The following is a 23810-nucleotide window of genomic DNA, read 5'->3' on the forward strand; positions in this document are numbered from 1 at the left end:
ATCGGCACCGCCTTCGGGCCGCTGGCCGGGCGGATCTGGCGCATCGGCGCCATGGGCTACAACGCCATGAAGCACAAGGTGCTGCTGACCTTGGGCGCGCTGGAGGCCGTGTTGCGCCAGGAAGGCCACGCCCTGGCCTCCGGCGCCGCCGTCGATGCCGCACGCGCTGCGTACGAGGATTTGTGACGGATATGGCCCCCACCGATACCTATCCGCGCGACCTGATCGGCTATGCCGGCCGGCCGCCGGACCCGCACTGGCCCGGCGCGGCGCGGGTCGCCGTCCAGTTCGTCATCAATTACGAGGAAGGGGCCGAAAATTCGGTCCTGCACGGCGACAGGGGGTCGGAAGCCTTCCTGTCCGAGATGGTGGGCGCGCAATCCGTCCCGGGCGCGCGGGCCATCGCGATGGAAAGCCTGTATGAATACGGCGCCCGCGCCGGGTTCTGGCGCCTGCACCGGCTGTTCACCGAACGGTCTCTGCCCGTCACAATCTTCGGCGTCGCGGCGGCGATGGCGCGCAATCCGGGTGCGGTGGCGGCGATGCAGGACGCGGGATGGGAAATCGCCAGCCACGGCCTGCGCTGGATCGACTACCAGCATGTGCCCGAGGAACTGGAGCGCGAGCATATCCGCCAATGCATCGCCCTGCATGCCGAACTGACCGGGTCGCGCCCGCTGGGCTGGTACCAGGGACGCACCAGCCCGAACACCGCCCGTCTGGTCGCCGAGGAAGGGGGGTTCGTCTATGATGCGGATTCCTATGCCGACGACCTGCCCTATTACGACCGCCGGCACGGACGGGCGCAGTTGATCGTGCCCTATACGCTGGATGCGAACGACATGCGCTTCGTCGCGCTGAACGGCTTCACCGAGGGCGAGCAGTTCTTCCGCTACCTGCGCGATACGTTCGACGCGCTGTATGAAGAAGGCGCCGCGTCGCCCAAGATGATGTCCATCGGACTGCATTGCCGTGTTGCCGGCCGGCCGGGCCGGGCCCGCGCGGTCGCCCGTTTCCTGGACCATGTCCTGGCGCAGGACGGCGTATGGATCGCCACCCGCCTGGATATCGCACGCCACTGGCTGAAGGTGCACCCCACATGACCCCCCGGACGACCGACATCATGGATCGGGTCAACACGCTGGATGCCGAAGGATTCGTGACCCTGTTCGGGCCGTTGTTCGAGCATTCGCCCTGGGTGGCGGAACGCGCCGCGTCCCTGCGGCCCTTCGCCGGGCCGGAGGCGATGCTGGCGACGATGAAGGCGTTGGTGGATGGCGCGACCGAGGCCGAGAAACTGGCGCTGGTGCGCGCGCATCCGGAACTGGCGCGCCGGGCCGGGCTCGATCCGACATTGACGCAGGCTTCCGCCACCGAACAGGCATCGGCCGGGCTGGACCGGTTGAGCACGCAGGAATATGGCCGGTTCAACCAGCTGAACGACGCCTATGCCGCGCGGTTCGCCATGCCGTTCGTCATCTGTGTCCGCCTGTCGGACAAGGCTTTCATCCTGTCGGAAATGGAACGCCGCGTCGCCCATACGCCCGAGCAGGAACTGGACACCGCGCTGGTCGAGATCGGCAAGATCGCCGGCTTGCGGCTGGTGGACATTCTGGCGAAACTGGAGCGTACGGCATGATGACCCTGTCCAGCCACGTTCTGGATCTGGTGTCCGGCCGCCCCGCGGCCGGCATGGACATCGCCCTGTGGCAGGGCGAGCGCTGCCTGTTCAGCGGCCGCACGAACGCGGACGGACGCTGCCCGGATCTGGCGACGCTGGGCGGGCTGGCGCCGGGCCGCTATCGGCTGGAATTTTCGGTGGCAGCCTATTTCCAGGGGCAGGGCGTCGCCCAGAGCGACCCGCCTTTCCTGGATATCGTGCCGATCGCCTTCGGGATCGCGGTACCGGGCGCCGACGGGAAGGGGGGGCACTACCATGTGCCGCTGCTGGTTTCGCCCTACGGGTTTTCGACCTACCGGGGAAGTTGAGCCGGCCCTGAAACGCCAAAACGCGCGACGGGAGTAATTCCCGTCGCGCGTTTCGATATCCCTATCCCGCCGGCCTTTCAGGCCGGCGGAATGGATCAGACCAGCTTCTGCTTCAGCGCGGCCGTCAGTTCCCGCGTTCCGGCGGTGCCGCCCAGGTCGCGGGTCCGGACCTCGCCGGTGGTGATGACGGCTTCGATCGCGCCCTCGATACGGGAGGCCAGGTCCTGGCGGCCCACATGCTGCAGCATCATGTTCGCAGCCATCAGCAGGGCCAGCGGGTTGGCCAGGTTCTTGCCGGCGATATCCGGAGCGGAACCATGGACGGCTTCGAACACCGCCGCCTTCTCGCCGATATTGGCACCCGGGGCCATACCCAGGCCGCCGACCAGGCCGGCCGTCAGGTCGGACAAGATGTCGCCGAACAGGTTGGTGGTGACGATCACGTCGAACTGCCACGGGTCGATGACCAGTTGCATGGCGCAGGCGTCGACGATCCGCTCGTTCACCTCGACGCGGCCCTCGTATTCCTTCGCGACCTTGCGGCCCTCTTCAAGGAACAGGCCCGTCAGCAGCTTCAGGATGTTGGCCTTGTGGACCAGCGTCACCTTCTTGCGGTTGTTCTTGACCGCGTATTCGAAGGCGAAGCGGACGATGCGGTTGCATTCGGCGCGCGAGTTGTAGCCGGCGCCGGTGGCGATGCCATGCGGGTCGTCACCGACGGGGATGTAGCTTTCCATCGCCGCGTAATACCCCTCGAGGTTTTCACGGACGATGACGAGGTCGATCTTGTCGAAGCGGCCGCCCGGCACGATCGTGTGGGTCGGACGAAGATTGGCGTAGAGACCGAACTCCTGCCGCAATGTGACGTTGATCGACTTGAAGCCGCCGCCGACGGGCGTGGTCAGCGGCCCCTTGAGCGCGAGGCCGGTGCGATGGATGCTCTCGATCGTCTGGGCAGGCAGCGGATTGCCGGTGGCGTCGACGGCCGCCATGCCGGCAAGCTGGCGGTCCCAGTCGAACGGGGCGCCGACCGCGTCCAGGATCTCGATGACGGATTCGACGATCTCGGGGCCAATCCCGTCGCCGGGAATCAGGGTGGCCGGGATGTTTTTTTCTGCAGCGGACATTATGGAACGTCTCCCTCTGTGCAGGGTCTTTGACAGGGTGCGCGCCGGCGTCGGACTACCTGGTCGCGAGGCAGAGCAGCCGTGTCGGAACCCGTATGGTCCTAGGCCCGTGACCGGCATGTGACAATTCCACAGCCCCCCGGCAGGGCCGCTTTCACGGTCACATTATCCGGCGCTATCCCCCCGCCAGCGGGGCACAGGCTGCCCGCAGCCACGTCTGCCCGGCACTGTCCAGATGCGGCGCGATGTCTTCACAAACCCGTGCATGATAGGCGTCCAGCCATGATCGCTCGCCCTCGGTCAGAAGCGCGACGTCGATCAGCCGGCGGTCGAAGGGCGCCAGTGTCAGCGTTTCGAATTCCAGAAAAGCCCGGCCGGGGGCGCCCACCGGGGCCGGACGCACCAGCAGCAGGTTTTCCAGCCGGATCCCGAACGCGCCGGGACGATAGTATCCGGGTTCGTTCGACAGGATCATCCCGGCCTCGATCGCCACCGGGCGGTACACCGCCGAGATCGAGGCCGGCCCTTCGTGAACCGACAGGTAGCTGCCGATGCCGTGACCGGTCCCGTGATCGTAATCCAGCCCCGCCTGCCACAGGGCGTAGCGGGCCAGGGCATCCAGCGCATGCCCCGTGACCCCGGCCGGGAAGCGGGCTTGCGCCAGCGCGATATGCCCCTTCAGCACCCGGGTGAACGGTCCGCGCACATGATCGGGGCCCGCGTCGGGGCCGGTCCAGATCGTGCGCGTGACGTCGGTGGTGCCGAACGGGTACTGACCGCCGCTGTCGATCAGATAGACCTCGTTCGCGCCGAGCCTGCGATTGCTCTCCGGCGTGACGCGGTAGTGGATGACCGCCCCGTTGGGGCCGGCGCCCGAAATGGCGGGAAAGCTTTCCTCGCGATAATCGGGGCTGCCGGCGCGGCACGAATCCAGCCGGCCGGCGGCCTCCAGTTCGCCCTGGCCCACGCCCGCCTCATCCAGCCAGTGCAGAAAACGGCACAACGCCACGCCGTCCTGCATATGGGCGCGCCGCGCGCCGTCCTGCTCGACCTCGTTCTTGACGGCTTTCGGCACCACGCACGGATCGCTGCCCCGCACCACCGTGGCGCCCGCCGCCTGAACCGTCTGGATGAACCAGATGGCGGTGCCGACGGGATCGATCCGCACCCGCTGGCCGGTCAGCGCCGCCAGCGCCGCCTCCAGCCGGTCCGGGGGCGTGATGGAGACCTGCGGCCCCAGCCAGGTGCCGGTGTCGGCCGGCACGCGCGCGGGGTCGATGAACAGGTCCAGCCGTGCATCGGCATGCAGGATGGCAAACGCCAGGCAGACCGGAATGTAGGGTATATCGCCGCCCCGGATATTCAGCAGCCACGCGATCGAGGTCGGATCGCCAAGGATGACCGCGTCCTGGCCCTCGGCCTTCAGTGTGTCGGCAATCCGCTCCCGCTTCGCGGCGCTGTCGACCCCGGCATAGGTCAGCGGGTGGGGCAGGCAGGGCGTGGCCGGGGCGGCGGGGCGGTCGGTCCAGACCTGGTCCACCGGGTTGGCGGCCAGCGGAACCAGCGTCAGGCCGGCATCCAGAAAGGGCTGGAGCCCTGCCTCGCCGACCAGCCGGGGATCGTAGCCGATGCGCTTGCCCGCGCCGCCGTTGGCCGCCAGCCAGTGGGCCGGGGGCGTGTCGCGGATATGCAGGCGGGACCACAGCGCGCCGTCGATCTGCTGGTCCATCTGCGTGATGTAGCGGCCGTCGGAAAATACGGCCGACGGTCCATCCCGCTGGACCACGGTCATGCCGGCACTGCCGGTGAAGCCGGTCAGCCACGCCAGACGCTCGGCGCATGGCGCGACATATTCGCCCAGATGTTCGTCGCCGCGCGGCAGGACGAAGCCATCGACATTCATCTGGCCCAACGCCGCGCGTAGGGCCGCCAGGCGGGATGCAGAATCGGTCATGTCATCGTCCTTTATCTTTTAAAGACAGATTTTTATCCGGATATGTTCGTAAATCAGATGACCGCGCCGGACGGTTTGCGCAGGACCAGCGTCGTCCAGTCGCCCTCGCGCAGGCGGCGTTCCAGAACCAGGCCCTGCCGCCGGTGAGCCGCCAGGACCATGCCGGCCTGGCTGTTCAGCAATCCGGCCAGGATTGCCGTCCCGCCGGGCGACAGATGCAGCGCCAGATCCTGCGCCATGAGGCACAGCGGGCGGGCCAGGATATTGGCGAAGACCAGGTCGAACGGCGCGCGGCGGGACAGTCCGGGCGTCCGCCAGCCATTGCCCAGGCGGGCGTCGATCAGGGGCCCCAGCCCGTTCAGTTCCGTGTTCCGTGCCGTGGTGCGGACGGACCAGGGCTCGATATCGATCGCCAGGACCGGACGATGCAGCAGGGCCGCCGCCGCCATGGCCAGGATGCCCGAACCGCAGCCCATGTCCAGAATCCGGCGGGGGCGGCGATGGGCGACTGCCTCAAGCGCGCGAAGGCAGCCGCGGGTCGATCCGTGTTCGCCCGATCCGAAGGCGACGCCGGCATCCAGCGTGATGGTGATGCGACGCGAACGCTCCGACGGGGCCAGATGCGTGCCGCGCACGGCGAAACGCTGCCCGACCGTCTGTTCGGGGAAGGATTCGTAGGTGCGGGCCAGCCAGCCCTCGGCCTCGGTGCGGGTGCGGTCCAGCGTGGCCTCATGCCCGGTCACGGCGGCGGCTATGGCCAAAGCGCCGGTCAGTTCCACCTCGCCATGGCCGGCGTCGCGGACGCCCTCGACCCGCCAGAAGAGCTGGCTGTCATCCATTTCGAATATGCCGATCGTCGTGCAGACGACGGCCAGGGCGTCTTCGTATGCCTCGACGGCCTCGGCCGGTACGGTGACGGAAATGGTTTCCAGTTCCGTCGCGTGTCGACGGGTCAGTCTTGTCATGATGTTTTCTCAACGAAGGTATCGAGGACACGCTTCAGGCCGGCTTTCTCGAAAGCGACCTCCAAACGGTTTCCGTCCTTGGACGAGACCGTTCCGTATCCGAATTTCTGGTGGAACACCCGGCTGCCCACGGCGATGCCCCGTTCGGGGCTGGTGGTGCCGCCATCGGGCACATCCGTCACGCGCGGACGGCGCGCCATCACCGGGAAGGCGGTGGCGAAGATGGGGGCATGCCCATGCCCCCGCTGGCGGGCCTGCGACGCGGCGCCGGTCACGGTGACATGTTCGGGCGGCAGTTCGTCGATGAACCGGCTGGGAATCGCCGACTGCCAGTTGCCGTAGATCCGGCGGTTGGCGGCGTGGCTGATGATGGCGCGGTGCCGGGCACGGGTGATGCCGACGTACGCCAGGCGCCGTTCCTCCTCCAGCCCCTTCAGGCCGCCCTCATCCAGGGTGCGCTGCGAGGGGAAGACGCCTTCCTCCCACCCCGGCAGGAAGACGGTATCGAATTCCAGGCCCTTCGCCCCGTGCAGGGTCATGATGCTAGCCCGCTCGGCGCCGGCATTCTCCTCGTTCTCCATGACCAGGGCGACATGTTCCAGGAACCCGGCCAGGCTTTCGAAATCGGCCAGCGCGCGGACCAGTTCCTTCAAATTGTCCAGCCGGCCGGGGGCCTCGGGCGAGGTGTCGGCCTTCCACATGTCGATATAGCCGCTTTCCTCCAGCAGGGTTTCGACCACCACTACGTGGCCCTCGCGCGGCAGGGCCTCGCGGCCCCGGGCCAGGCACGACATCAGGGCGGTCATCTGTTCGCGCGCGCGGCCCTTGAGTTCGTTGCGCGCGATCAGATCCATGACCGCGGCGGCCAGGGGCATCTGCCGCTCGCGCGCAGCCAGGTGGAATTTCTGCATCGCGGCGGCGCCGATGCCGCGTCGGGGCACGTTGATGATCCGCTCGAACGCCAGATCGTCCGCCGGCTGGTTCATGACCCGCATATAGGCCAGCGCGTCGCGGATTTCGGCGCGTTCGTAAAAGCGCAATCCGCCCACCACCCGATAGGGAATGCCCAGGGTGATCAGCCGTTCCTCGAACGCGCGGGTCTGGAAACCGGCGCGGACCAGGATCGCGATTTCCGACAGCGAATGCCCGCCGGCGCGCACGCGCTCGATCTCCTCGCCGACCAGGCGGGCCTCGTCGTCCGAATCCCAGACCGAAACCACCCGCACCTTCTCGCCCGTCGCATCGTCGCGTCCGGGGCGCAGCGTCTTGCCCAGCCGCCCGTCGTTATGCGCGATCAGCCCGGATGCTGCGCCCAGGATCTGCACGGTCGAACGGTAGTTGCGTTCCAGCCGGACGACCGCAGCCCCGGGGAAATCTCGTTCGAAGCGCAGGATGTTCTCGACCTCGGCCCCGCGCCAGGAATAGATCGACTGGTCGTCGTCCCCCACGCAGCAGATATTGGCGGGCTGGCCGTCGCGCTGGGCCAGCAGGCGCAGCCACAGGTACTGGATGGTGTTCGTGTCCTGATATTCGTCCACCAGGATATAGCGGAAGAACCGGTGGTATTGCGCCAGCACGTCCGGATGGGTGCGCATGATCTCGGTCATATGCAGCATCAGGTCGCCGAAGTCGCAGGCGTTGAGCTGCGCCAGCCGGGTCTGGTAGTCGGTATAGATCGCGCAGCATTTTCCGCCGGCGAAATCGCTGTCCTCGGCCGGGGTGACGCGCGCGGGCGTCAGGCCGCGATCCTTCCAACGCTGGATCACGCCCAGGATGCCCTGGGGCGGCCAGCGCTTGGTGTCGATGCGATAGGGTTCCATCACCTGCTTCAGCAGGCGAAGCTGGTCGTCGGTGTCCAGGATGGAAAAGCCGCTGGTCAGCCCGACATATTCCGCGTGCCGGCGCAGCATGCGCGCGCACAGCGCATGGAACGTCCCCAGCCACAGCCCCTCGACCGGGGTACCCAGCAGGGCGCCGACGCGCTCGCGCATTTCGCGCGCGGCCTTGTTGGTGAACGTGACGGCCAGGATCTGGTTCGGCCGCGCCCGGCCCGATAGCAGGATATGGGCAAATCGCGTGGTCAGGACGCGCGTCTTGCCTGTCCCGGCGCCGGCAAGCACCAGCAGCGGGCCATCCGTCGTCTCGATCGCCGTCCGCTGTTCGGGATTGAGTCGCTGGAGGTAATCGGGACTGTCGGAAAGGGGGGGCGAAATCTGGGTCACGGTTTCCGTATAGGGCGTCCCGGGGCTATGACCAAGCATCTGGGGGCGCGCCGCGCACGAAACAGGGGGCCGGATGGCACGACAGGGCGGGAAGGGGGCGGCGACGCCCTCGCGGAATGCTCCGTTCAAGGACACCGGGCCGCAGGGGCACCGGGCCCGCATGCGTGCACGGGTGCTGACGGCGGGCGCGCACGCGCTGGCCGACTACGAAATCGTCGAGATGCTGCTGTTCCCGGGGATTCCGCGACGCGATACCAAGCCCATGGCCAAGGCGCTGATCAACCGGTTCGGCAGCTTGGCGGCCCTGCTGTCGGCCTCGTCCGACGACCTGCGCGGGGCGGGCCTGTCCGATGGGGTCGCGCTGCCCCTGATGCTGCCCGCGTGCGCCGCCACCCGCCTGTCGCGGCCCGAGCCGGTGACGCGCGCGCATGTCGGGGACTGGGACGCCGTGATGACCTATTGCGACACGGTGCTGGCCGACGCCCCGCCAGGGCAGTTGCGGATCCTGTTCCTGGACAGCGGCAACCACGTCATCGCCGACGATACGGTGTCGGCGACGCTGGATGGCGGCGAACTTGACGCCCTTCAGCGCCATATCCTGCTGCGGGCGCTGGACGTCCACGCCACCGCGTTCGTCGGCGTCCGCATTGCCGCGTCCTGGCCGCCGTCGGCAGCACAGATCGATCGCGACACCGTCCTGATGCAGGCGATATCCCATCATGCCCAGGCACTGTCCCTGACCGTGCAGGACCATCTTCTGCTCGGCCGGGGACGGTGGATCAGCCTGCGGCAGGAACGACGGCTCTAGCGCCTCAGATCTTACCCTGTTCGTCGGCCTGGGGCATGGCGTGCACGACCTCGGCGTGCAGATGCGCCGCCGCCAGTTGTTCGCGGATCGCAAGCAGCAATTCGCCGGGGTCGTTGACCAGCCCATCCGCGCCGGCTTCGGTCAGTTCGGTCTCGCCGCCATAACCCCACAGCACGCCCAGGGCGCGGATATGGTTCGCATGCGCGCCGCTGATGTCGAACCGGCGGTCGCCGATCATGACCGCGCGATTGGTCGGGATGGCGTGTTCGCGCAAAAGATCCGCGATCAGCTCCGGCTTCTCGGCACCGCTGTCGTCGGGGCGGGCGCCGTACAACGCCGTGAAATATTTCGTCAGCCCCCGCAGGTCGAGAATCGCACGCGCGAGGTGAACGGGCTTCGAGGTGGCAAGGAACAGCCGCGCGCCGGATGCCACCACGCTCTCGATGACCTCCTGCATGCCCGTGAAGACCGGGCTGCGGTGCATGCCGTGCCGCTCGTAATGATAGCGGTACAGCTTTACGGCTTCTTCGGCGCGATCGTCGCCGTAATGCTCCAGGACCCGGGCGACCAGATCGTGCAATGGAGGACCGACCACCCAGGTCAGGTCTTCCTTCGGATCGGGTTCATGGCCAAGATCACGCAGCGAATCGTGTAGAGAGCCAATAATTCCGGCCCGCGAATCAACGATGGTGCCATCAAGGTCGAGAAGAACAGCGTCATGATGGCTCAGAAACGACTGGAAATTCATTCGGATTATGGTCCTTCAGGCTCCATGAATCCCACGTATAGCAACGATGGTACGCCGATGCGACCTGTCCCGCGCCACGATCCCGTGTCCTGCCGAGATAGCGGGTGACGGCCGGGCCTGCCGCCCCGGGGGCGGCCGATTCTGCCCGCGCCGCGATCCTGTCGGGGGCGGGGGACGAACTGGACGACCGGGCGCTGATGACCGCGATCCTGTCCCTGGCCCTGCCGGCCAGCGCCGATCTCTCCGGCATCGCCGGCCGGCTGCTGGCCCGTTTCGGAACGGTTGGCGGCGTGCTGTCGGCCGAGGCGGACGATCTGGCGGTGGCGGTCGAGGGCAGGGCGCCGGTCGGCGTTGCCATCCTGTTGCTGCGCGAGGCCGCGATCCGCCTGATGCGGGCACGGATCAGGCAGGGGAACGTGCTGTCGTGCCATACGGACCTGATGGCCTATCTTCAGGCCGCCCTCGCGCGGGACGATGTGGAACAGTTCCGGGTGCTGTTTCTGGACCATCATGCGCGGCTGATCTCGGACGAGGTGCTGGCGCGCGGGACTGTCGATCACACCCCGGTCTACCCGCGCGAGGTCATGCGCCGCGCCATCCGGCTGAAGGCGCGCGAACTGATTCTGGTGCATAACCACCCGGGATGGAACCCGATGCCGTCGCGCGAGGACGTCGCGATGACGCGCCGCCTGGAACAGATCGCGACCGTACTGGGACTGTCCATCCGCGACCACATCATCGTCGGCAACGGGGCGTCCACCAGTTTCCGGCAATCCGGGCTGCTCTGAACCCGGGGGCGGGTTTCAGGACAGGACCTGGTCGGAGGGCATGGGTGCCTCCTCGAGACGATTGCGCCCTGTGCGCTTGGCGGCATAGAGCGCCTGGTCCGCCCGGGAAATCAGCATGTCCCGGTCCTCGTGATCCGTGCGGGTGGCAAGCCCCATGCTGATGGTGACATGGATCGTCGGGCCATCGGGCAGGACGATCGGAGCCGCCGAGACGGCGCGCAGGGTCCGGCGCGCCATAGCCACCGCCTGCGCGTAGCTTTCGCCCACGATCAGGATGGCAAATTCCTCCCCGCCGATCCGTGCGACCATGTCGCACTCGCGCATCGTCGCGCGGACGGTCTGGGCGACATGGCGCAGCACGACATCGCCGGCCGGGTGACCGTACTGATCGTTGACGCGCTTGAAATGATCGAGGTCGAACAGCGCGACGGTCAGGTTGTCGGACGGCGTGGCGTCCGACAGATGGACGCCGAGCACCTGGAAGAACGCGCGGCGATTGGGCAATGACGTCAGTTCGTCGGTATTGGCGGCGGTTTCGTAGGCGGCGGCGATCTGCCGGTTCTGCGCCTCCAGCGTCATCTGGTCCGTCACATCGCGGATCAGGCCTCCGAATCCGTCCCCCTCGTCCAGCCGGTAGGCCAGGATTTCGACATGACGGACGGTGCCGTCGCGGCGATGAATGCTGACGACCAGCCTGATCTCGTCGCGCGTGCCGTTGGTCAGTTCCGCCTGGGCCTGGGTCAGGGCCGGCCGGTCCTCGGGCACCACGTCGTCCAGGATGAGCTGACCCAGCTTGCTGTTGACGTCGAAGCCGGACATCCGCGCGTAGGCAGGGTTCAGGTAGCGCCACCGACCGGCGCCATCGGCACGGAACAGCACGTCGCCGACCCGGTCGGCCAGATGCCGGAAATCCTGGAAGCGCTGTTCCGCCAGGCTGGTCTTCTGGTCGCGCTGGGTCAGCACGGCGCCCAGGGGCAGCGCGCAGAAGAAGATGGTCACCAGGTAAAGCTGGAAAAGATAGATCTTCACCGCGGCGGGACCGTGAACCTGCATCAGCGGCCCGGTTTTGGTCAGGATGAAGAAACTGCCGATCACGGCGACGATGGCCACCGACAGTGCGGCCCCCTTGGCGTTGAGATGATACGTCGCCAGCAAAAGCGAGGGCAGGATCAGGAACTGGATCGGATAGCGGGATTGCGAGAATATAACGACCGATGTCGCAGCGACGAAGGCCATCAGGAACAATGTCGTTGTCATGTGCGGTTCGGCGGTGGCAAGGCGATGCCTGTCGCCTTGGGGATACAGCGCCAGAAGCATGGGGACGATGATCAGCAGGCCGGGCAGGTGCGACATCGTCCAGAATTCGCTGCCGGCGATCCATGGATGATGTTCGCTGAGCGAGAGTGCCCCGCCCGCTATCATGGCGGATACGACGACCGAGGCGAAGATCGCCACCGCGAAACGAAAGGCCCACCCCGGCTGTTCGAAGGAATGCGCGATCGGGCTGATCCGCCGGACCAGCAGGGCCGCCATGGTGACTTCGGCCATGTTGGCCACGGCAAACCCCAGGACGACACCCCAGGGGCGGTGGTCGCCGAGATTGATCAGGACCGTCATGACGCACAGCGCCATGACGTAAAGCCAGCCGTCCGATCGGGACGACCGCAGCATCGCAACGACAATGATCGCGTTGGCAGGCCAGATGGTGGCGACCCCGCCCGCATGCTTGGTCCATGTGACGCTGACGAACGCGCAGACCGCCGCCAGCACGAAGACCAGCACATGCGCCATTTTTCTGTTTTCAAATAATATGTCAGTCATTGCCCATGACCTGCCGGCGCCGTTTCCGTCGTAACAGGAAACACGCGACCCGAGAACCGGGGGAGAGGCGCGTTGGCCGAAAATCGGAACCAGCGACGCCGGGACTTTGGAATGTCGATGGTCTGGTGCCGGGTGAGGGATTTGAACCCCCGGCCTTCGGTTTACAAAACCGCTGCACTACCGCTGTGCTAACCCGGCAACGCCATGATAAAGCGTGGCTTTTATCATGAGAGAAAAGCCCGGCCGATCGTTCCGGCACGTGTCCGGCATCGGTCGGCCTTGCGCGCCTTTCTGCCTTTCCCGCCCGTCCCGGTCAAGGGCCGAGTGCGCTCCTGCCGGAAGGACGGTTTTCGCATCAGATCCATCGCCCGCACATCACCGTGACGACCCGGGACGCGCCACATTCATGCCGTCATTATCTCGTTGAACTGCCGCGCGCCGATGACATTCGTTTGAAAATATGCCCCGGGACGAAACCCGGATCGCCCTCTAACCGTTTGTTTCTGGAAAAAAGAGGGGGGCAATTCGCCCTCTCCACATTGCTGTAGGTATCTTGAGGTTTTTGATGATGCTGGAGTCCACGATTATCGAAATCGATGGCGTTTTCCTGGGTACGGCTGTCCTGTTTACCAGCGGCCTGCTGCGGTTCCACGCGGTGCATGACAGCGTCCGTGCCCTGCACAACCAGCTTCTGCCGGATCTGGACTCGCTGCGTCACAAGGTCGGCCTGCATTTCCGCAAGGTGAGGCATCCCCCCGTTGCGCGCGAGCTGAAACGGAGGGGGCCTCGGAAGGGTCGGGCCGGTCAGGACTGCTGATACAGCAGCCTGGCCCGGATCGTGCCCTTGAGGTCGCGCAGGCGCGCAAGGATGCGATTGTCCTTTTCGATGTCGCGCCCGGTGTCGGCCTCGACGACTACATAGCCCAGTTCGCCGTCGGTCTGCAGGTACTGGGCGGTGATGTTGCTGTTCTCGGACATGAAGATCTCGTTGATCTGCAGCATGATGCCGGGAACATTGCTGTGGACATGCATGAATCGCGTGCCCCGCGGGCTTTCGGGCAACTGCACGGTGGGGAAATTGACCGCCCCCAACGTCGAACCGATGTCCGAATATTCGATCAGCTTGCGCGCGACCTCGACACCGATGCGCTCCTGCGCCTCGGCGGTGGAGCCGCCGATATGCGGGGTGAGGATGACGTTATCCAGTTCCTGCAGCGGCGAGGAGAACCGGTCGCCCGCGCCCTTGGGCTCGGTCGGGAACACGTCGATCGCGGCGCCCAGCAGGTGCCCGTCACGCAGGGCCGCGGCCAGCGCGTCCAGGTCCACGACATTGCCGCGCGCGTTGTTGATCAGGAAGGACCCCGGCTTCATCGCGCGGATCTGCGCCTCGCCGATCAGATTGGCGGTGCTGGCCACCTGCGGCACGTGCAGGCTGACCACATCGCTCTGCGCCAGCAGGTCGTTCAATGTATCGACCGGGGCGGCGTTGCCGTGCACCAGCTTGTCGATGACGTCGAAATAGACCACCCGCATGCCGAACGCTTCGGCCAGAACCGAGAGTTGCGAGCCGATCGAGCCGTAGCCGACGATGCCCAGCGTCTTGCCGCGCACTTCCCAGCTGTTGGCGGCGGATTTGGTCCATCCCCCCGCGTGACACTGCACGGATTTGGGGAAAATCTGACGCATCAGCATCACGATTTCGCCCATCACCAGCTCGGCGACCGAGCGCGTGTTGCTGAACGGCGCGTTGAACACCGGAATACCGTGGTGCCGCGCCGCCTGAAGGTTGACCTGGTTGGTCCCTATGCAGAAACAGCCGATGGCGATCAGGCGATCGGCGGCCGCGATCATCTCCTCGGTCAACTGGGTACGTGACCGGATGCCGACGATATGCACGCCTTCCAGGGCCTCGCGCAACGCCGGGCCTTCCAGCGCCTTGGTCAGCCGGGTGACATTCTCGTAGCCGTTGTTCTTCAGCAGGGCCACCGCACTGTCGTGAATGCCTTCGAGCAGCAGGATACGGATCTTGTCCTTGGATAGGGAAAGCTGGCTGGTGGTCTCGCTGCTCATGTCGAATACTCGCGCCTATTCGAAGAAGATGTCGCTCCTATCCGATCGACGGATAAATGCCTAGGGGCCACACCGACATCGGAGGTATGTCGTCTCTGTTCAAGAGCGCGTCGGACGCCCCTCGCACAGCAGCGCCGACGCCGTGGCCAGCAACGTCGGGTCACCGACCGCCAGCACCGTTCCATCGCCGTCGGCCCGCAGGGGGCGGCCGCTCCAGTCGGTGACGCGGCCCCCGGCGCCCTCGATGACCGGCACCAGCGCCGCCCAGTCCCAGATTTTCATCGTGCATTCAGCGACGACGTCGATCTGACCCAGCGCCAGCAACCCGTAGGCGTAGCAGTCCCCGCCCCAGCTGACGCGCTTCGCGCTGCGCCGCAGGGCGTCCCAATGTGGCGTAGGGGCGCCCTCGATCATCTCGGGCGCGGTGCAGGACAGTTCGGCCTGTCCGATATCCGGGCAGGGGCGGGTGCGGATCGCGCCAGGCCAGCGGGACTCGTAGCGGGTCGGGCGCCCCCGCACGCCGATCCAGCGTTCGCCGGTCACCGGCTGGTCGATCACGCCCAGGACGGGAACCCCGTCCTCCAGCAATGCGATCAGGGTGCCGAAGGTCGGCCGTCCGGTCAGGAAGGCCCGGGTGCCGTCCACCGGGTCGATGACCCAGCAATAGCGCCCGCCGGGGCGTTCCTGCCCGAATTCCTCGCCCAGCACCCCGTGGTCGGGCAGGCGTTCGGCCAGCACGGCGCGGATGGCGCGTTCGGCCGTGCGGTCAGCGATGGTGACGGGGCTGCGGTCGTCCTTGTCGTCGGCGCCGATGCCCTGGCGAAAGAAGGGGCGGATCACACAGCCGGCGACGTCCGCCGCGGCCGTCGCCGCCGCGACCAGCCGGTCGCTGTCATGCAGGGTCATGGTCATTTTCCGCCGTCCGACAGGCTGCGCAGGAAGGCGATGATGGCGGCACGATCATTTTCGTCCGACACGCCGGGAAAGGCCATTCTGGTGCCGGCGGCGAAAGCCGACGGGCTCTGCAACCAGGCCGACAGGTTGTCGTCGGTCCAGCTTTCGGCCTTATGCGCGGCAAGGGCCGGTGAGAATTCATAGCCGGGAAGGTCGCCGATGTGTGTACCCACGACACCATACAGCGCCGGGCCGATCACGGCCGGCCCGTCCTTGGCGAAGCTGTGGCACATGGCGCACATACGCTCCGCCAGCGCCTGTCCGGCCTTGGGGTCGGCATGGGCGACCGCGTCGGCGATGGAATACGGGGCCACGGCCGTCGCCGGCGACGCGGGTGCCGATACAGGGGTGGGCAGGACGAAGGCCGGACGTGCCGGGGCGGCGGCGGGCACCGCCAGATATCCGGCGCCCCAGCTGCCGCCCAGGGCCAGGGCGGCCACCAGGACGGCTGCTGCGATACGGTTGGCGTCCTTGCTGTCCAATACGATGCTCCAGCTGGGGTACGGTTGCATGAGGGCGGGTCCTTACCTAGACTGCCGCCCGCCTTGTGTGAAGCATTGCCGGATTGTCCCGTAAAGGCGGGATTCCCATGTCCGCACCGGCAGTTCCATCATCCGGATCGTTTCCGTCGCTTCCGACCTGAGGCCCCGCTTCCCGCATGAACCCGATCGTTGTCATCCCCGCCCGCATGGCCTCGACGCGGCTGCCGGGCAAGCCTCTGGCCGTGATCGGCGATCGCCCCATGATCCTTCATGTGCTGGACCGTGCCCGGGCGGCGGATATCGGCCCCGTCGTCGTTGCGGTGGCGGACGCCGAACTGGCCCGGATCGTCGAGGCGGCGGGGGGCACGGCCGTCATGACCGACCCGGCGCTGCCGTCCGGGTCGGACCGCGTGTGGCAGGCGCTGGGCCAGGTCGACCCGCAGGCGCGCCATGATGTCGTGGTCAATCTGCAAGGCGACCTGCCGGGGCTGGACCCGCGCGCCCTGGGCGCGGCACTGCGTCCCCTGGCCGACCCGGTGGTCGATATCGGCACGCTGGTTGCCCCCATGACCGACCCCGAGGAATCGGGGCGCGAGTCGGTGGTCAAGGCAGCCTGCGCCTTCGACGACGACGACGCGGGGACGGTTGCCCGGGCGTTGTATTTTTCGCGTGCTTCGGTGCCCTGGGGGCACGGGCCGTTATGGCATCATGTGGGGATCTATGCCTATCGCCGGCAGGCGCTGGCCCGCTTCGTCGGTCTGGCGGAGTCGCCGCTGGAGAGGAGGGAGAGGCTGGAACAGCTCAGGGCCCTGGAGGCCGGAATGACGATCGGATGCTGCCGCGTCGCCACCGCGCCCTTCGGGGTGGACACGCCGGACGATCTGGAACGCGCCCGTCGCCTGCTGGCAGGTGCACGATGACCGCTGCGCCTCCCACCTCGTCTGCGGGCACGATCGCGTTCCAGGGGCAGCCCGGCGCCTATTCGGACCTGGCCTGCCGCCAGGCGCGGCCGGGCTGGACGACGCTGCCGTGCGCGACGTTCGCCGACGCGATCGCCGCCGTGCACGACGGCCGGGCGGAACTGGCGATGCTGGCCTGCGAAAACAGCCTGGCGGGGCGGGTGCCGGACATCCATGCGCTGTTGCCGCAGGCCGGCCTGTATATTGTGGGCGAGCACTTCCAGCGGGTCGAACATTGTCTGATGGGGGTGCCGGGCGCCCGCCTGTCCGATGCGCGGCGGGTCCACACGCACCCCGTCGCCATGGCCCAGATCAGGGGGATCATCCGCGAGTTGGACCTGACCCCGGTCGTGGAATTCGACACCGCCGGGGCCGCCGAACTGGTGGCGCAGTGGGGCAATCCCGAGGACGTGGCCGTGGCTTCGTCCCTGGCGGCGGAACTGAATAATCTGACGATCCTGCGCCGCAACGTCGAGGACGCGGCCCACAACACCACCCGATTCTACATCGCATCGCGCGAGGCGCTGCGTCCCGCCCCGGGGCAGGCCGACACGATCACGACCGTGCTGTTCCGCGTCCGCAATGCGGCGGGCGCGCTGTACAAGGTCCTGGGCGGCTTCGCGACCAATGGCGTCAACATGACGCGACTGGAAAGCTACATGCTCGACGGGTCGTTCGCCGCCACCCAGTTCCTGCTGGACGTCGAGGGCCATCCCGACGACCCGGCGCTGGGCCGCGCGCTGGCCGAATTAGCGTTCTTTTCCGAAGTGTCGACGATCCTGGGCGTCTATCCCGGATCACCGTTCCGCCGGACGGTGGAACAGGGCACGGCCGGCTAGGCTGCCCCCAACGGAGGGTGGTTGGCCCGCGCCGCTGCGGGCTTTATGATGCGGATGGGGTGGGACAGTTGTCTTCCCGGGCCGTCCCGCATTAACAGGACAGGCAGGATTGCCGTTCATTCCGCTGCATCGGGCAACGGATGGACGGCGCATTTTTCAGAACGTACGACATCAAATGGAAACGACCATGTTCAAGGGTTCCCTCACCGCCCTGATTACGCCGATGAACGATGACGGATCGCTGGATCTCCCGGCATTCGGCCGATTTGTCGACTGGCAGGTCAAAGAGGGATCGTCGGGCGTGGTTCCCGTCGGCACGACGGGCGAAAGCCCGACCCTGACGCATGACGAACATGCGCGCGTGGTCGAATACACGGTCGAGACCGTGGCCGGGCGCGTCCCGGTGATCGCCGGCGCCGGCTCGAACAGCACCGCCGAGGCCGTGGGCATGGCGCGGCACGCGAAGCAGGTCGGGGCGGATGCGGTTCTGGTCGTGACCCCCTATTACAACAAGCCGACGCAGGAAGGGCTGTACCGCCATTTCATGGCGGTCGCCGACGCGACGGACCTGCCGCTGGTCCTGTATAACATTCCCGGGCGTTCGGTGATCGAGATCACGGTCGACACCATCGCGCGGCTGGCCCGGCATGCCAATATCGTGGGCATCAAGGACGCCACGGCCAATCTGCTGCGCCCGCTTCAGGTTCGCCAGGCGATCGGGCACAAGCCGTTCAACCAACTGTCCGGCGAAGACGGTACGGCGGTGTCGTTCCTGGCGGCCGGCGGCGACGGCTGCATCAGCGTCACCTCCAACGTCGCGCCGCGCCTCTGCGCGGAAATGCAGCTTGCCTGGCAGGATGGACGGGTGGCGGAGGCAATGGCGATCCAGGACCGGCTGCTGCCGCTGCATGATGCGCTGTTCTGCGAAAGCAGCCCCGGCCCGGTGAAATATGCGGCAAGCCTGCTGGGTCTGGCCAACGAGACCTGCCGCCTGCCTCTGGCGCCTCTGGCCGAGGAGTCGCGCGCACGGGTGCGGAACGCCCTGCAGCTTGTCGGCCTGCTGGACTAGGGTCATGGCCGAAAAACGCAAGAGCGGCATGATCTCGACCGGGATTGCGGCCCAGAACCGCAAGGGCCGTTTCAACTATACGATCCTGGAGACGATCGAGGCCGGGCTGGTGCTGAAAGGCCCCGAGGTCAAGAGCCTGCGGCTGGGCAGGGCCACGATCAACGAGGCCTATGCCGGCGATCGGGACGGCGAGATCTGGCTGTTCAACAGCTATATCCCCGAATATCAGGGCGGCGTCCTGTCGCGCTTCGAGACGCGCGCGCCGCGCAAGCTGTTGCTGCACGGCAAACAGGTAGACAAGCTGCTGGGGGCCGTGGCGCGTGAGGGTGTCACGCTGGTACCGCTGGACATCCATTTCAACGCGCGTGGCTTGGCCAAGGTGACGCTGGGCATCGGCGAGGGCCGCAAGAAAGCGGACAAGCGGCAGGCGATCGCCGATCGCGACTGGCAGCGCGACAAGGCGCGGCTGATGCGGAACAAGGGCAGGGGCGATTAAAGAGGCCCGCATCAGGGCGTTGCCCTGAACCCCGCCAAAGGGCATCGCCCATCCAGGATCGGGGTCCAGGGCCTCAGGCCCTGGTGGGTTCGGGCAAAGCCCGACTTTTGTCGGTCGGATATGGACCCGGCGCGGGCGGTTCCTCCAAACGCAGACAGGGCCGCCCGAGAGCGGCCCTGTCCTGTATTCACCGGTAAACCGGGGTGTGTCAGTCGACGCTGACGGACGCGGCCTCGGGGCCCTTCTGGCCCTGAACGACCTGAACGTTCGCCGTCTGGCCCTCGGTCAGGCCCGTCAGGCCCGAACGCTCCAGAGCGGATGCATGGACGAAGATGTCCTTGCCGCCGGTTTCCGGCGTGATGAAGCCGAAGCCCTTGGTGGCGTTGTACCACTTGACCACGCCGCGCATCTCCTGCGCATGCGACAGGTCAGGGGCGGGGCGCGACGGACGGGCGCCGCCGAAGCCACCGGGGGCACGCGGGGCGCCGAAACCACGGGGACGTTCCGGCTGGGCCGTGCTCTCGTCCACCGAAACGACGGCGGCGACCTGGCGGCCCTTGGGGCCCTGGCCGATCCGCACAACCAGAGTCGTGCCGGGGGACACGGAGTCATGGCCGCTCTGCGTCAGCGCGTTGGCGTGGAGGAACACATCCCCCGAACCATCGGCCAGCTCGACGAAGCCGAAGCCCTTTTCGCCGTTGAACCACTTGACGGATGCACCAATTTCCGGCCCCGAGGCGAGGACCTGAGAAGGGCTGCTCCCCATCGGACGACGAGGTGCGCCGCCGCGATCGCCAAACGAAGGCGACGGCATGAAATCGTCATCAAATCCGCCGCGGCGCGGGGAGCGGGGGCTGCGGTCGGTCCTGTTACTTCTCAACGGTCGTAATCCCGAGGTCTAGATGGCGGGTCCCTGTCCCAGGAAACCACCGGATGAAAAACTTTTTACGGAACAAGGCGTCCTGTCCCCATGTCCCTGCCGTGACGGACGACCGGGCCGGAAAGCATCCTGTTCCGCGCGGACCCTAGCACGAAAGCGCCGGTGTCCGATATAGATAAGCATATAGGCCGCCCCGGGTTCCATCATGATTTGGCCTCGCTGACCGGTTCGTGAGCACAAGAATTATGTCAGCTCTGCGTTCACGATGTCCGTTCCGGGCTTTCTCGGAAAGGCCGAACGATTTAGAGAGGTCAAAACAGATCTTTAGGAGCCAGGAGCCCATGAGTCAGCCGAGGATTTCGACAATGACCGACCGGCTGCTGCGGATGGGCGCGCTGGCGGCGGGTTTCGGCGGCCTGGCGACATGGGCAGCCCCGGCCGGCGCGACGCCGTTGCAGGATCCGTACGGCACCTGGACCCTTCAGGGCGAGAACGACGCGGTCAGCACCCTCAAGGGCACGTCGGACCAGAATTATACCAGCGGCCTGCGCCTGAACTGGACATCGGGCACCGACAACCAGCCCGCGCCGATCGAGACGATCAACCACGCCATCATGGGCCGCGGCGTCACCCGCATCAGCCTGGGCGTCCAGCAGCTGATCTTCACGCCGCAGAATACCCAGACCCCGCTGGCCCAGCCGCACGACCGTCCCTATTCCAGCCTGCTGCTGGGCACCGTCAACCTGATCAACGACACGGATCTGTCGCGGACGGTGTTCGGTATCCAGTTCGGCGTCATGGGCCCTGCGGGCCTCGGGCGGCAGTTGCAGAACGGTTTCCATGGCGCGATCGGCGATACCAAGAATCTGGGCTGGAACCATCAGTTGCAGAACCAGCCGATCTTCCAGGTCCAGATGGGCCGCACTTGGCGCCTGCCGCTGGCCGAGGTGTTCGGTATCTCGATGGACATGCTGCCGGCGGCCTCGGCGGCGGTGGGCGATTACCGGATCTACGGATCGGTGGCCGACACGTTTCGGATCGGGCAGGGGCTGAACAGCGATTTCGGTACCCCGACCATCGGGCCGGGCGTCGATGGAACGGATGCCTATACCCTGACACGCCCCGTTGCCTGGTACGCGTTCGGCAACGTCACGGGCAGCGCCGTGGGGTATGACGCCACGTTGCAGGGCAACACCGTGCGCAACAATTCGCCGCATGTGCCCGTCAACTGGGATGTCGGCGAGATCCATGCCGGTGTGGCGATCATGTGGCACGGCATGCGCCTGTCCTACAGCCAGGTCTGGCAGACCCAGCAGTTCCGTGGGCAGCGCAGCGGCCTGTTCAACTACGGATCGCTGGCGCTGTCGGCGAAATTCTGACCTGACAGCCGGGCAGTGCCGCGACGGGAGCGTTCGCGGCACGCTCCCATGCCGGTGGGGTCATCCGGACCGCAGGATGCGGGCCGCGTCGTTCCTGGCGAACAATTCCAGCAGTACGGCCAGCGCATCGCGCCGAGGGCCGGTGATCCGGCCGTCCGGCGCCACCACCCGTTCCGCGTCCTGCGCCGCCAGCGTGACCAGCAGGTCGAGGCGCGCGCCTGTCGCCAGCCGCAGATCCGGCAGGCCGGACTGGCGCCGGCCCGTCAGGTCACCACCGCCACGCAGGCGGAAATCCTCATCCGCGATCAGGAAGCCGTCGTCGGTATCGCGCAGCAGGGCCAGCCTGCGCCGCGCCGTCTGTCCCAGCCCGTCATCATGCAGCAGCAGGCAGAACGATTCGTCGGCTCCGCGCCCGACACGCCCGCGTAGCTGGTGCAACTGGGCCAGGCCGAAACGCTCGGCATGTTCGATGACCATGACCGTGGCGGCCGGAATATCCACCCCGACCTCGATGACCGTCGTCGCCACCAGCAGGCGGGTCCGCCCCGCCGCGAAATCGGCGATCGCGGCCTCGCGCACCGCGATGTCCTGCTGGCCGTGCGCCAGGCCGACGATGGGGCCGAAACGTTCGGTCAGGGCGGCGAAGCGGGCCTCGGCCGCCGCGATGTCCACCGATTCGCTTTCGGTGACCAACGGGCAGACCCAGAAGATCCGCGCGCCCCGCCCGATCGCGCGACTGACGCCGTCCAGCAGGTCGGCAATGGACGCCATGCCGTGCAGCGAGGTGCGCACCGGTTGCCGTCCGGACGGTTTCTGGTCCAGGCGGCTGACCTGCATTTCCCCCCATTGGGTCAGCAGCAAGGTGCGGGGAATCGGGGTGGCGGTCATGACCAGGACGTCGGTCAGATGACCCTTTTCGCCCAGCAGCAGGCGTTGCTCGACGCCGAAGCGATGCTGTTCGTCGATGACGGCCAGCGCCAGGTCGTCGAACACCACCTTGTCCTGAAACAGCGCGTGGGTGCCGATCACCAGGGGGGCCGTGCCTTGGGCGATCTCCTCCAGCACCGTCTTGCGGGCGCGTCCCTTGATGCTGCCGCTGAGGAAGGTCACGGGTACCGGGGCCAGTTTCTGGAACGTTGCGTAATGCTGCCGCGCCAGGATCTCGGTCGGCGCCATCAGCACGGCCTGGTGCCCGGCCTCCGCCACGCCCAGCATCGCCATCAGCGCGACCAGTGTCTTGCCCGCTCCGACATCACCCTGCAGCAACCGCATCATCGGGTTCGGGGCGGCCAGATCCTGGTCGATATCGCGCAGCGCGCGGATCTGCGCGCCGGTCGGGGCATGGCCGAAACGCGCCAGGGCGGTATTGCGCAACATGCCGGTTCCCGCGATCGCGCGGCCGGGCCGGTTGCGGTTGCGCCGCCGCGCCTCGACCATCGCGATCTGCCCCGCCAGCAATTCGTCACAGGCCAGGCGCAGGCGCGCGCGTTCGGCGGCGGCCGTATAGGCGTCATCGCGCAGCAGTTCGTCGAAGGCGGCCGGGCAATGCAGATGGCGCAGCGCCGTTTCGAAATCCGGCCATTGCCGTTGCGCCACCAGCGCGGGGTCCAACCATTCCGGCAACGCCGGAAACCGCAGGAACGCCTGGTGCAACGCCCCGCGCACATGCCGGGGAAACAGGCCCGCCGTCAGCGGCCAGACCGGTTCCAGGGCGGGAATCGAGTCGGCGCGGTCCTGCGGGACGATATGGTCGGGATGGGCCATCGACAGGCGGTCACCGAATTTCTCCAGCATACCGGACACCGCGATGGCCGAACCCACGACCATCTGCCGCGCCTGATAGGGCGAGAAGAACACCAGGTCGGCCACGCCGCTGTCGTCCGCCACCTGCACCCGCCAGGGCTGGCGTGTCCCCCGCGCGGGGGCGTCAATCCGCCGGACGGTGACCGCCAGCGTGCAGATCCGCCCCGGAATCGCGTCGCGCAGAAGGGGGCGGTAGCGGCGGTCGATGACCGATTCCGGAAGATGGAACAGCAGGTCCATCACCCGCTCGCCCCGCACGGCCCGCGCCAGCAGCCGCGCGACCGCCGGCCCCACGCCCGGCAGGCTGCCAAGCGGGGCAAGCAGCGGGGCGAGGTTGTTCCCCCGGCCGTCCTGAAGGATGATGCCCGACACGCGTTCCTTGTCCGCTTTCTTTCCTGATGCCCCAGCCGGGCTGACAGAACCCTGTCGCAGGGCTATAGGACAGCGACGCCGGGGA

Annotated in this window: 22 protein-coding genes, 1 tRNA gene and 1 pseudogene; 12 read left to right on the top strand and 12 right to left on the bottom strand. The window is 67.0% G+C overall.

Translation table 11 applies throughout. The features are described from left to right. From HLH34_RS12910 to uraH, 4 genes and pseudogenes are all read left to right on the top strand, one after another. Positions 1-186 (top strand): annotated as a pseudogene (locus HLH34_RS12910) (alanine--glyoxylate aminotransferase family protein); the annotation flags it as partial. 5 nt (positions 187-191) lie between these two features. Further along, on the top strand, positions 192-1103 hold the full coding sequence (puuE, locus tag HLH34_RS12915) for an allantoinase PuuE (protein ID WP_183120001.1): 912 nt from the start codon (positions 192-194) through the stop codon (positions 1101-1103). Beyond that, on the top strand, positions 1100-1639 hold the full coding sequence (gene uraD / locus HLH34_RS12920) for a 2-oxo-4-hydroxy-4-carboxy-5-ureidoimidazoline decarboxylase (RefSeq protein WP_244959932.1): 540 nt from the start codon (positions 1100-1102) through the stop codon (positions 1637-1639). Before puuE ends, uraD begins: the two co-directional genes overlap by 4 nt. Beyond that, positions 1636-1989 carry a hydroxyisourate hydrolase gene (gene uraH / locus HLH34_RS12925; protein ID WP_183120002.1) on the top strand — a complete coding sequence of 118 codons (354 nt, stop codon included), beginning with the start codon at positions 1636-1638 and terminating at the stop codon, positions 1987-1989. The genes uraD and uraH overlap by 4 nt, the downstream gene beginning before the upstream one ends. A 95-nt stretch (positions 1990-2084) precedes the next feature. Here uraH and HLH34_RS12930 read toward each other — a convergent pair whose 3' ends face one another. From HLH34_RS12930 to HLH34_RS12945, 4 genes are all read right to left on the bottom strand, one after another. Continuing rightward, positions 2085-3116 carry an isocitrate/isopropylmalate dehydrogenase family protein gene (locus HLH34_RS12930; protein WP_183120003.1) on the bottom strand — a complete coding sequence of 344 codons (1032 nt, stop codon included), beginning with the start codon at positions 3114-3116 and terminating at the stop codon, positions 2085-2087. A 175-nt stretch (positions 3117-3291) separates the two neighbouring features. Further along, the gene (locus tag HLH34_RS12935) at positions 3292-5070 is read right to left on the bottom strand and encodes an aminopeptidase P family protein (RefSeq protein ID WP_183120004.1); all 1779 of its coding nucleotides are present in this window, start codon (positions 5068-5070) and stop codon (positions 3292-3294) included. A gap of 53 nt (positions 5071-5123) precedes the next feature. After that, on the bottom strand, positions 5124-6035 hold the full coding sequence (locus HLH34_RS12940; RefSeq protein ID WP_183120005.1) for a 50S ribosomal protein L11 methyltransferase: 912 nt from the start codon (positions 6033-6035) through the stop codon (positions 5124-5126). Further along, the gene (locus HLH34_RS12945) at positions 6032-8296 is read right to left on the bottom strand and encodes an ATP-dependent helicase (protein ID WP_220792171.1); all 2265 of its coding nucleotides are present in this window, start codon (positions 8294-8296) and stop codon (positions 6032-6034) included. Before HLH34_RS12945 ends, HLH34_RS12940 begins: the two co-directional genes overlap by 4 nt. 121 nt (positions 8297-8417) lie before the next feature. Between HLH34_RS12945 and HLH34_RS12950 the strand changes: the two genes are divergently transcribed. Then, a complete protein-coding gene (locus HLH34_RS12950) occupies positions 8418-9065 on the top strand; it encodes a JAB domain-containing protein (RefSeq protein ID WP_240161823.1) in 648 nt (215 codons plus the stop codon). Positions 9066-9069: 4 nt separating this feature from the next. Here the strand turns inward: HLH34_RS12950 and HLH34_RS12955 are convergent, their stop codons facing one another. Continuing rightward, on the bottom strand, positions 9070-9813 hold the full coding sequence (locus HLH34_RS12955; RefSeq protein ID WP_183120007.1) for an HAD hydrolase-like protein: 744 nt from the start codon (positions 9811-9813) through the stop codon (positions 9070-9072). Positions 9814-9917: 104 nt separating this feature from the next. Between HLH34_RS12955 and HLH34_RS12960 the strand changes: the two genes are divergently transcribed. Then, positions 9918-10601, top strand: a complete 684-nt coding sequence (locus HLH34_RS12960) for a JAB domain-containing protein (protein WP_264784371.1) — start codon at positions 9918-9920, stop codon at positions 10599-10601. Positions 10602-10616: 15 nt separating this feature from the next. Here the strand turns inward: HLH34_RS12960 and HLH34_RS12965 are convergent, their stop codons facing one another. Continuing rightward, complete coding sequence (locus tag HLH34_RS12965; RefSeq protein WP_244959934.1) at positions 10617-12392, bottom strand: sensor domain-containing diguanylate cyclase; 1776 nt, start codon at positions 12390-12392, stop codon at positions 10617-10619. Positions 12393-12545: 153 nt separating this feature from the next. Continuing rightward, positions 12546-12620, bottom strand: a tRNA-Thr gene (locus tag HLH34_RS12970). Positions 12621-12987: 367 nt separating this feature from the next. Here HLH34_RS12970 and HLH34_RS12975 point away from each other — a divergent pair. After that, entirely contained in the window at positions 12988-13239 is a 252-nt protein-coding gene (locus HLH34_RS12975; RefSeq protein WP_244959935.1) for a hypothetical protein, read from the top strand. Here the strand turns inward: HLH34_RS12975 and serA are convergent. The 3 genes from serA to HLH34_RS12990 form a co-directional block, all read right to left on the bottom strand. Next, entirely contained in the window at positions 13227-14492 is a 1266-nt protein-coding gene (gene serA, locus HLH34_RS12980; RefSeq protein ID WP_183120009.1) for a phosphoglycerate dehydrogenase, read from the bottom strand. The genes HLH34_RS12975 and serA overlap by 13 nt on opposite strands. 99 nt (positions 14493-14591) lie before the next feature. Next, positions 14592-15404: an inositol monophosphatase family protein gene (locus tag HLH34_RS12985; protein ID WP_183120010.1), complete on the bottom strand. Its 813-nt coding sequence runs from the start codon at positions 15402-15404 to the stop codon at positions 14592-14594. Beyond that, positions 15401-15958, bottom strand: coding sequence for a c-type cytochrome (locus HLH34_RS12990; protein WP_306417755.1), 558 nt, complete (start codon positions 15956-15958; stop codon positions 15401-15403). The genes HLH34_RS12985 and HLH34_RS12990 overlap by 4 nt, the downstream gene beginning before the upstream one ends. Positions 15959-16104: 146 nt before the next feature. On the opposite strand from HLH34_RS12990, the gene HLH34_RS12995 reads away from it, so the two are divergent. From HLH34_RS12995 to smpB, 4 genes are all read left to right on the top strand, one after another. Then, the gene (locus HLH34_RS12995) at positions 16105-16848 is read left to right on the top strand and encodes a 3-deoxy-manno-octulosonate cytidylyltransferase (RefSeq protein ID WP_183120011.1); all 744 of its coding nucleotides are present in this window, start codon (positions 16105-16107) and stop codon (positions 16846-16848) included. Next, on the top strand, positions 16845-17726 hold the full coding sequence (locus HLH34_RS13000; protein ID WP_183120012.1) for a prephenate dehydratase: 882 nt from the start codon (positions 16845-16847) through the stop codon (positions 17724-17726). The genes HLH34_RS12995 and HLH34_RS13000 overlap by 4 nt, the downstream gene beginning before the upstream one ends. 175 nt (positions 17727-17901) lie before the next feature. Then, positions 17902-18795, top strand: coding sequence for a 4-hydroxy-tetrahydrodipicolinate synthase (dapA, locus tag HLH34_RS13005; protein WP_183120013.1), 894 nt, complete (start codon positions 17902-17904; stop codon positions 18793-18795). Between the two features lie 4 nt (positions 18796-18799). Continuing rightward, positions 18800-19291: an SsrA-binding protein SmpB gene (smpB, locus tag HLH34_RS13010; RefSeq protein WP_183120014.1), complete on the top strand. Its 492-nt coding sequence runs from the start codon at positions 18800-18802 to the stop codon at positions 19289-19291. Between the two features lie 208 nt (positions 19292-19499). Here smpB and HLH34_RS19660 read toward each other — a convergent pair whose 3' ends face one another. Beyond that, on the bottom strand, positions 19500-20171 hold the full coding sequence (locus HLH34_RS19660; RefSeq protein WP_183120015.1) for a cold-shock protein: 672 nt from the start codon (positions 20169-20171) through the stop codon (positions 19500-19502). Between the two features lie 386 nt (positions 20172-20557). Here HLH34_RS19660 and HLH34_RS13020 point away from each other — a divergent pair, with 386 nt between their 5' ends. Next, positions 20558-21550 carry a lipid A deacylase LpxR family protein gene (locus HLH34_RS13020; RefSeq protein ID WP_240161851.1) on the top strand — a complete coding sequence of 331 codons (993 nt, stop codon included), beginning with the start codon at positions 20558-20560 and terminating at the stop codon, positions 21548-21550. Positions 21551-21610: 60 nt separating this feature from the next. Here HLH34_RS13020 and recG read toward each other — a convergent pair whose 3' ends face one another. Beyond that, complete coding sequence (gene recG, locus HLH34_RS13025; RefSeq protein WP_183120017.1) at positions 21611-23725, bottom strand: ATP-dependent DNA helicase RecG; 2115 nt, start codon at positions 23723-23725, stop codon at positions 21611-21613. Between the last annotated feature and the right edge of the window lie 85 nt (positions 23726-23810).

The sequence above is a fragment of the Gluconacetobacter azotocaptans genome (assembly GCF_014174355.1).
Taxonomy (GTDB): Bacteria; Pseudomonadota; Alphaproteobacteria; order Acetobacterales; family Acetobacteraceae; genus Gluconacetobacter; species Gluconacetobacter azotocaptans.

Excerpts from the sequence above, each read along its gene's own strand:
- puuE (WP_183120001.1), top strand. The coding sequence starts at position 192 with ATGGCCCCCACCGATACCTATCCGCGCGACCTGATCGGCTATGCCGGC.
- uraD (WP_244959932.1), top strand. The coding sequence starts at position 1,100 with ATGACCCCCCGGACGACCGACATCATGGATCGGGTCAACACGCTGGAT.
- uraH (WP_183120002.1), top strand. The coding sequence starts at position 1,636 with ATGATGACCCTGTCCAGCCACGTTCTGGATCTGGTGTCCGGCCGCCCC.
- HLH34_RS12930 (WP_183120003.1), bottom strand. The coding sequence starts at position 3,116 with ATGTCCGCTGCAGAAAAAAACATCCCGGCCACCCTGATTCCCGGCGAC.
- HLH34_RS12935 (WP_183120004.1), bottom strand. The coding sequence starts at position 5,070 with ATGACCGATTCTGCATCCCGCCTGGCGGCCCTACGCGCGGCGTTGGGC.
- HLH34_RS12940 (WP_183120005.1), bottom strand. The coding sequence starts at position 6,035 with ATGACAAGACTGACCCGTCGACACGCGACGGAACTGGAAACCATTTCC.
- HLH34_RS12945 (WP_220792171.1), bottom strand. The coding sequence starts at position 8,296 with ATGCTTGGTCATAGCCCCGGGACGCCCTATACGGAAACCGTGACCCAG.
- HLH34_RS12950 (WP_240161823.1), top strand. The coding sequence starts at position 8,418 with ATGCGTGCACGGGTGCTGACGGCGGGCGCGCACGCGCTGGCCGACTAC.
- HLH34_RS12955 (WP_183120007.1), bottom strand. The coding sequence starts at position 9,813 with ATGAATTTCCAGTCGTTTCTGAGCCATCATGACGCTGTTCTTCTCGAC.
- HLH34_RS12965 (WP_244959934.1), bottom strand. The coding sequence starts at position 12,392 with ATGGCGCATGTGCTGGTCTTCGTGCTGGCGGCGGTCTGCGCGTTCGTC.
- HLH34_RS12975 (WP_244959935.1), top strand. The coding sequence starts at position 12,988 with ATGATGCTGGAGTCCACGATTATCGAAATCGATGGCGTTTTCCTGGGT.
- serA (WP_183120009.1), bottom strand. The coding sequence starts at position 14,492 with ATGAGCAGCGAGACCACCAGCCAGCTTTCCCTATCCAAGGACAAGATC.
- HLH34_RS12985 (WP_183120010.1), bottom strand. The coding sequence starts at position 15,404 with ATGACCATGACCCTGCATGACAGCGACCGGCTGGTCGCGGCGGCGACG.
- HLH34_RS12990 (WP_306417755.1), bottom strand. The coding sequence starts at position 15,958 with ATGCAACCGTACCCCAGCTGGAGCATCGTATTGGACAGCAAGGACGCC.
- HLH34_RS12995 (WP_183120011.1), top strand. The coding sequence starts at position 16,105 with ATGAACCCGATCGTTGTCATCCCCGCCCGCATGGCCTCGACGCGGCTG.
- HLH34_RS13000 (WP_183120012.1), top strand. The coding sequence starts at position 16,845 with ATGACCGCTGCGCCTCCCACCTCGTCTGCGGGCACGATCGCGTTCCAG.
- dapA (WP_183120013.1), top strand. The coding sequence starts at position 17,902 with ATGGAAACGACCATGTTCAAGGGTTCCCTCACCGCCCTGATTACGCCG.
- smpB (WP_183120014.1), top strand. The coding sequence starts at position 18,800 with ATGGCCGAAAAACGCAAGAGCGGCATGATCTCGACCGGGATTGCGGCC.
- HLH34_RS13020 (WP_240161851.1), top strand. The coding sequence starts at position 20,558 with ATGGGCGCGCTGGCGGCGGGTTTCGGCGGCCTGGCGACATGGGCAGCC.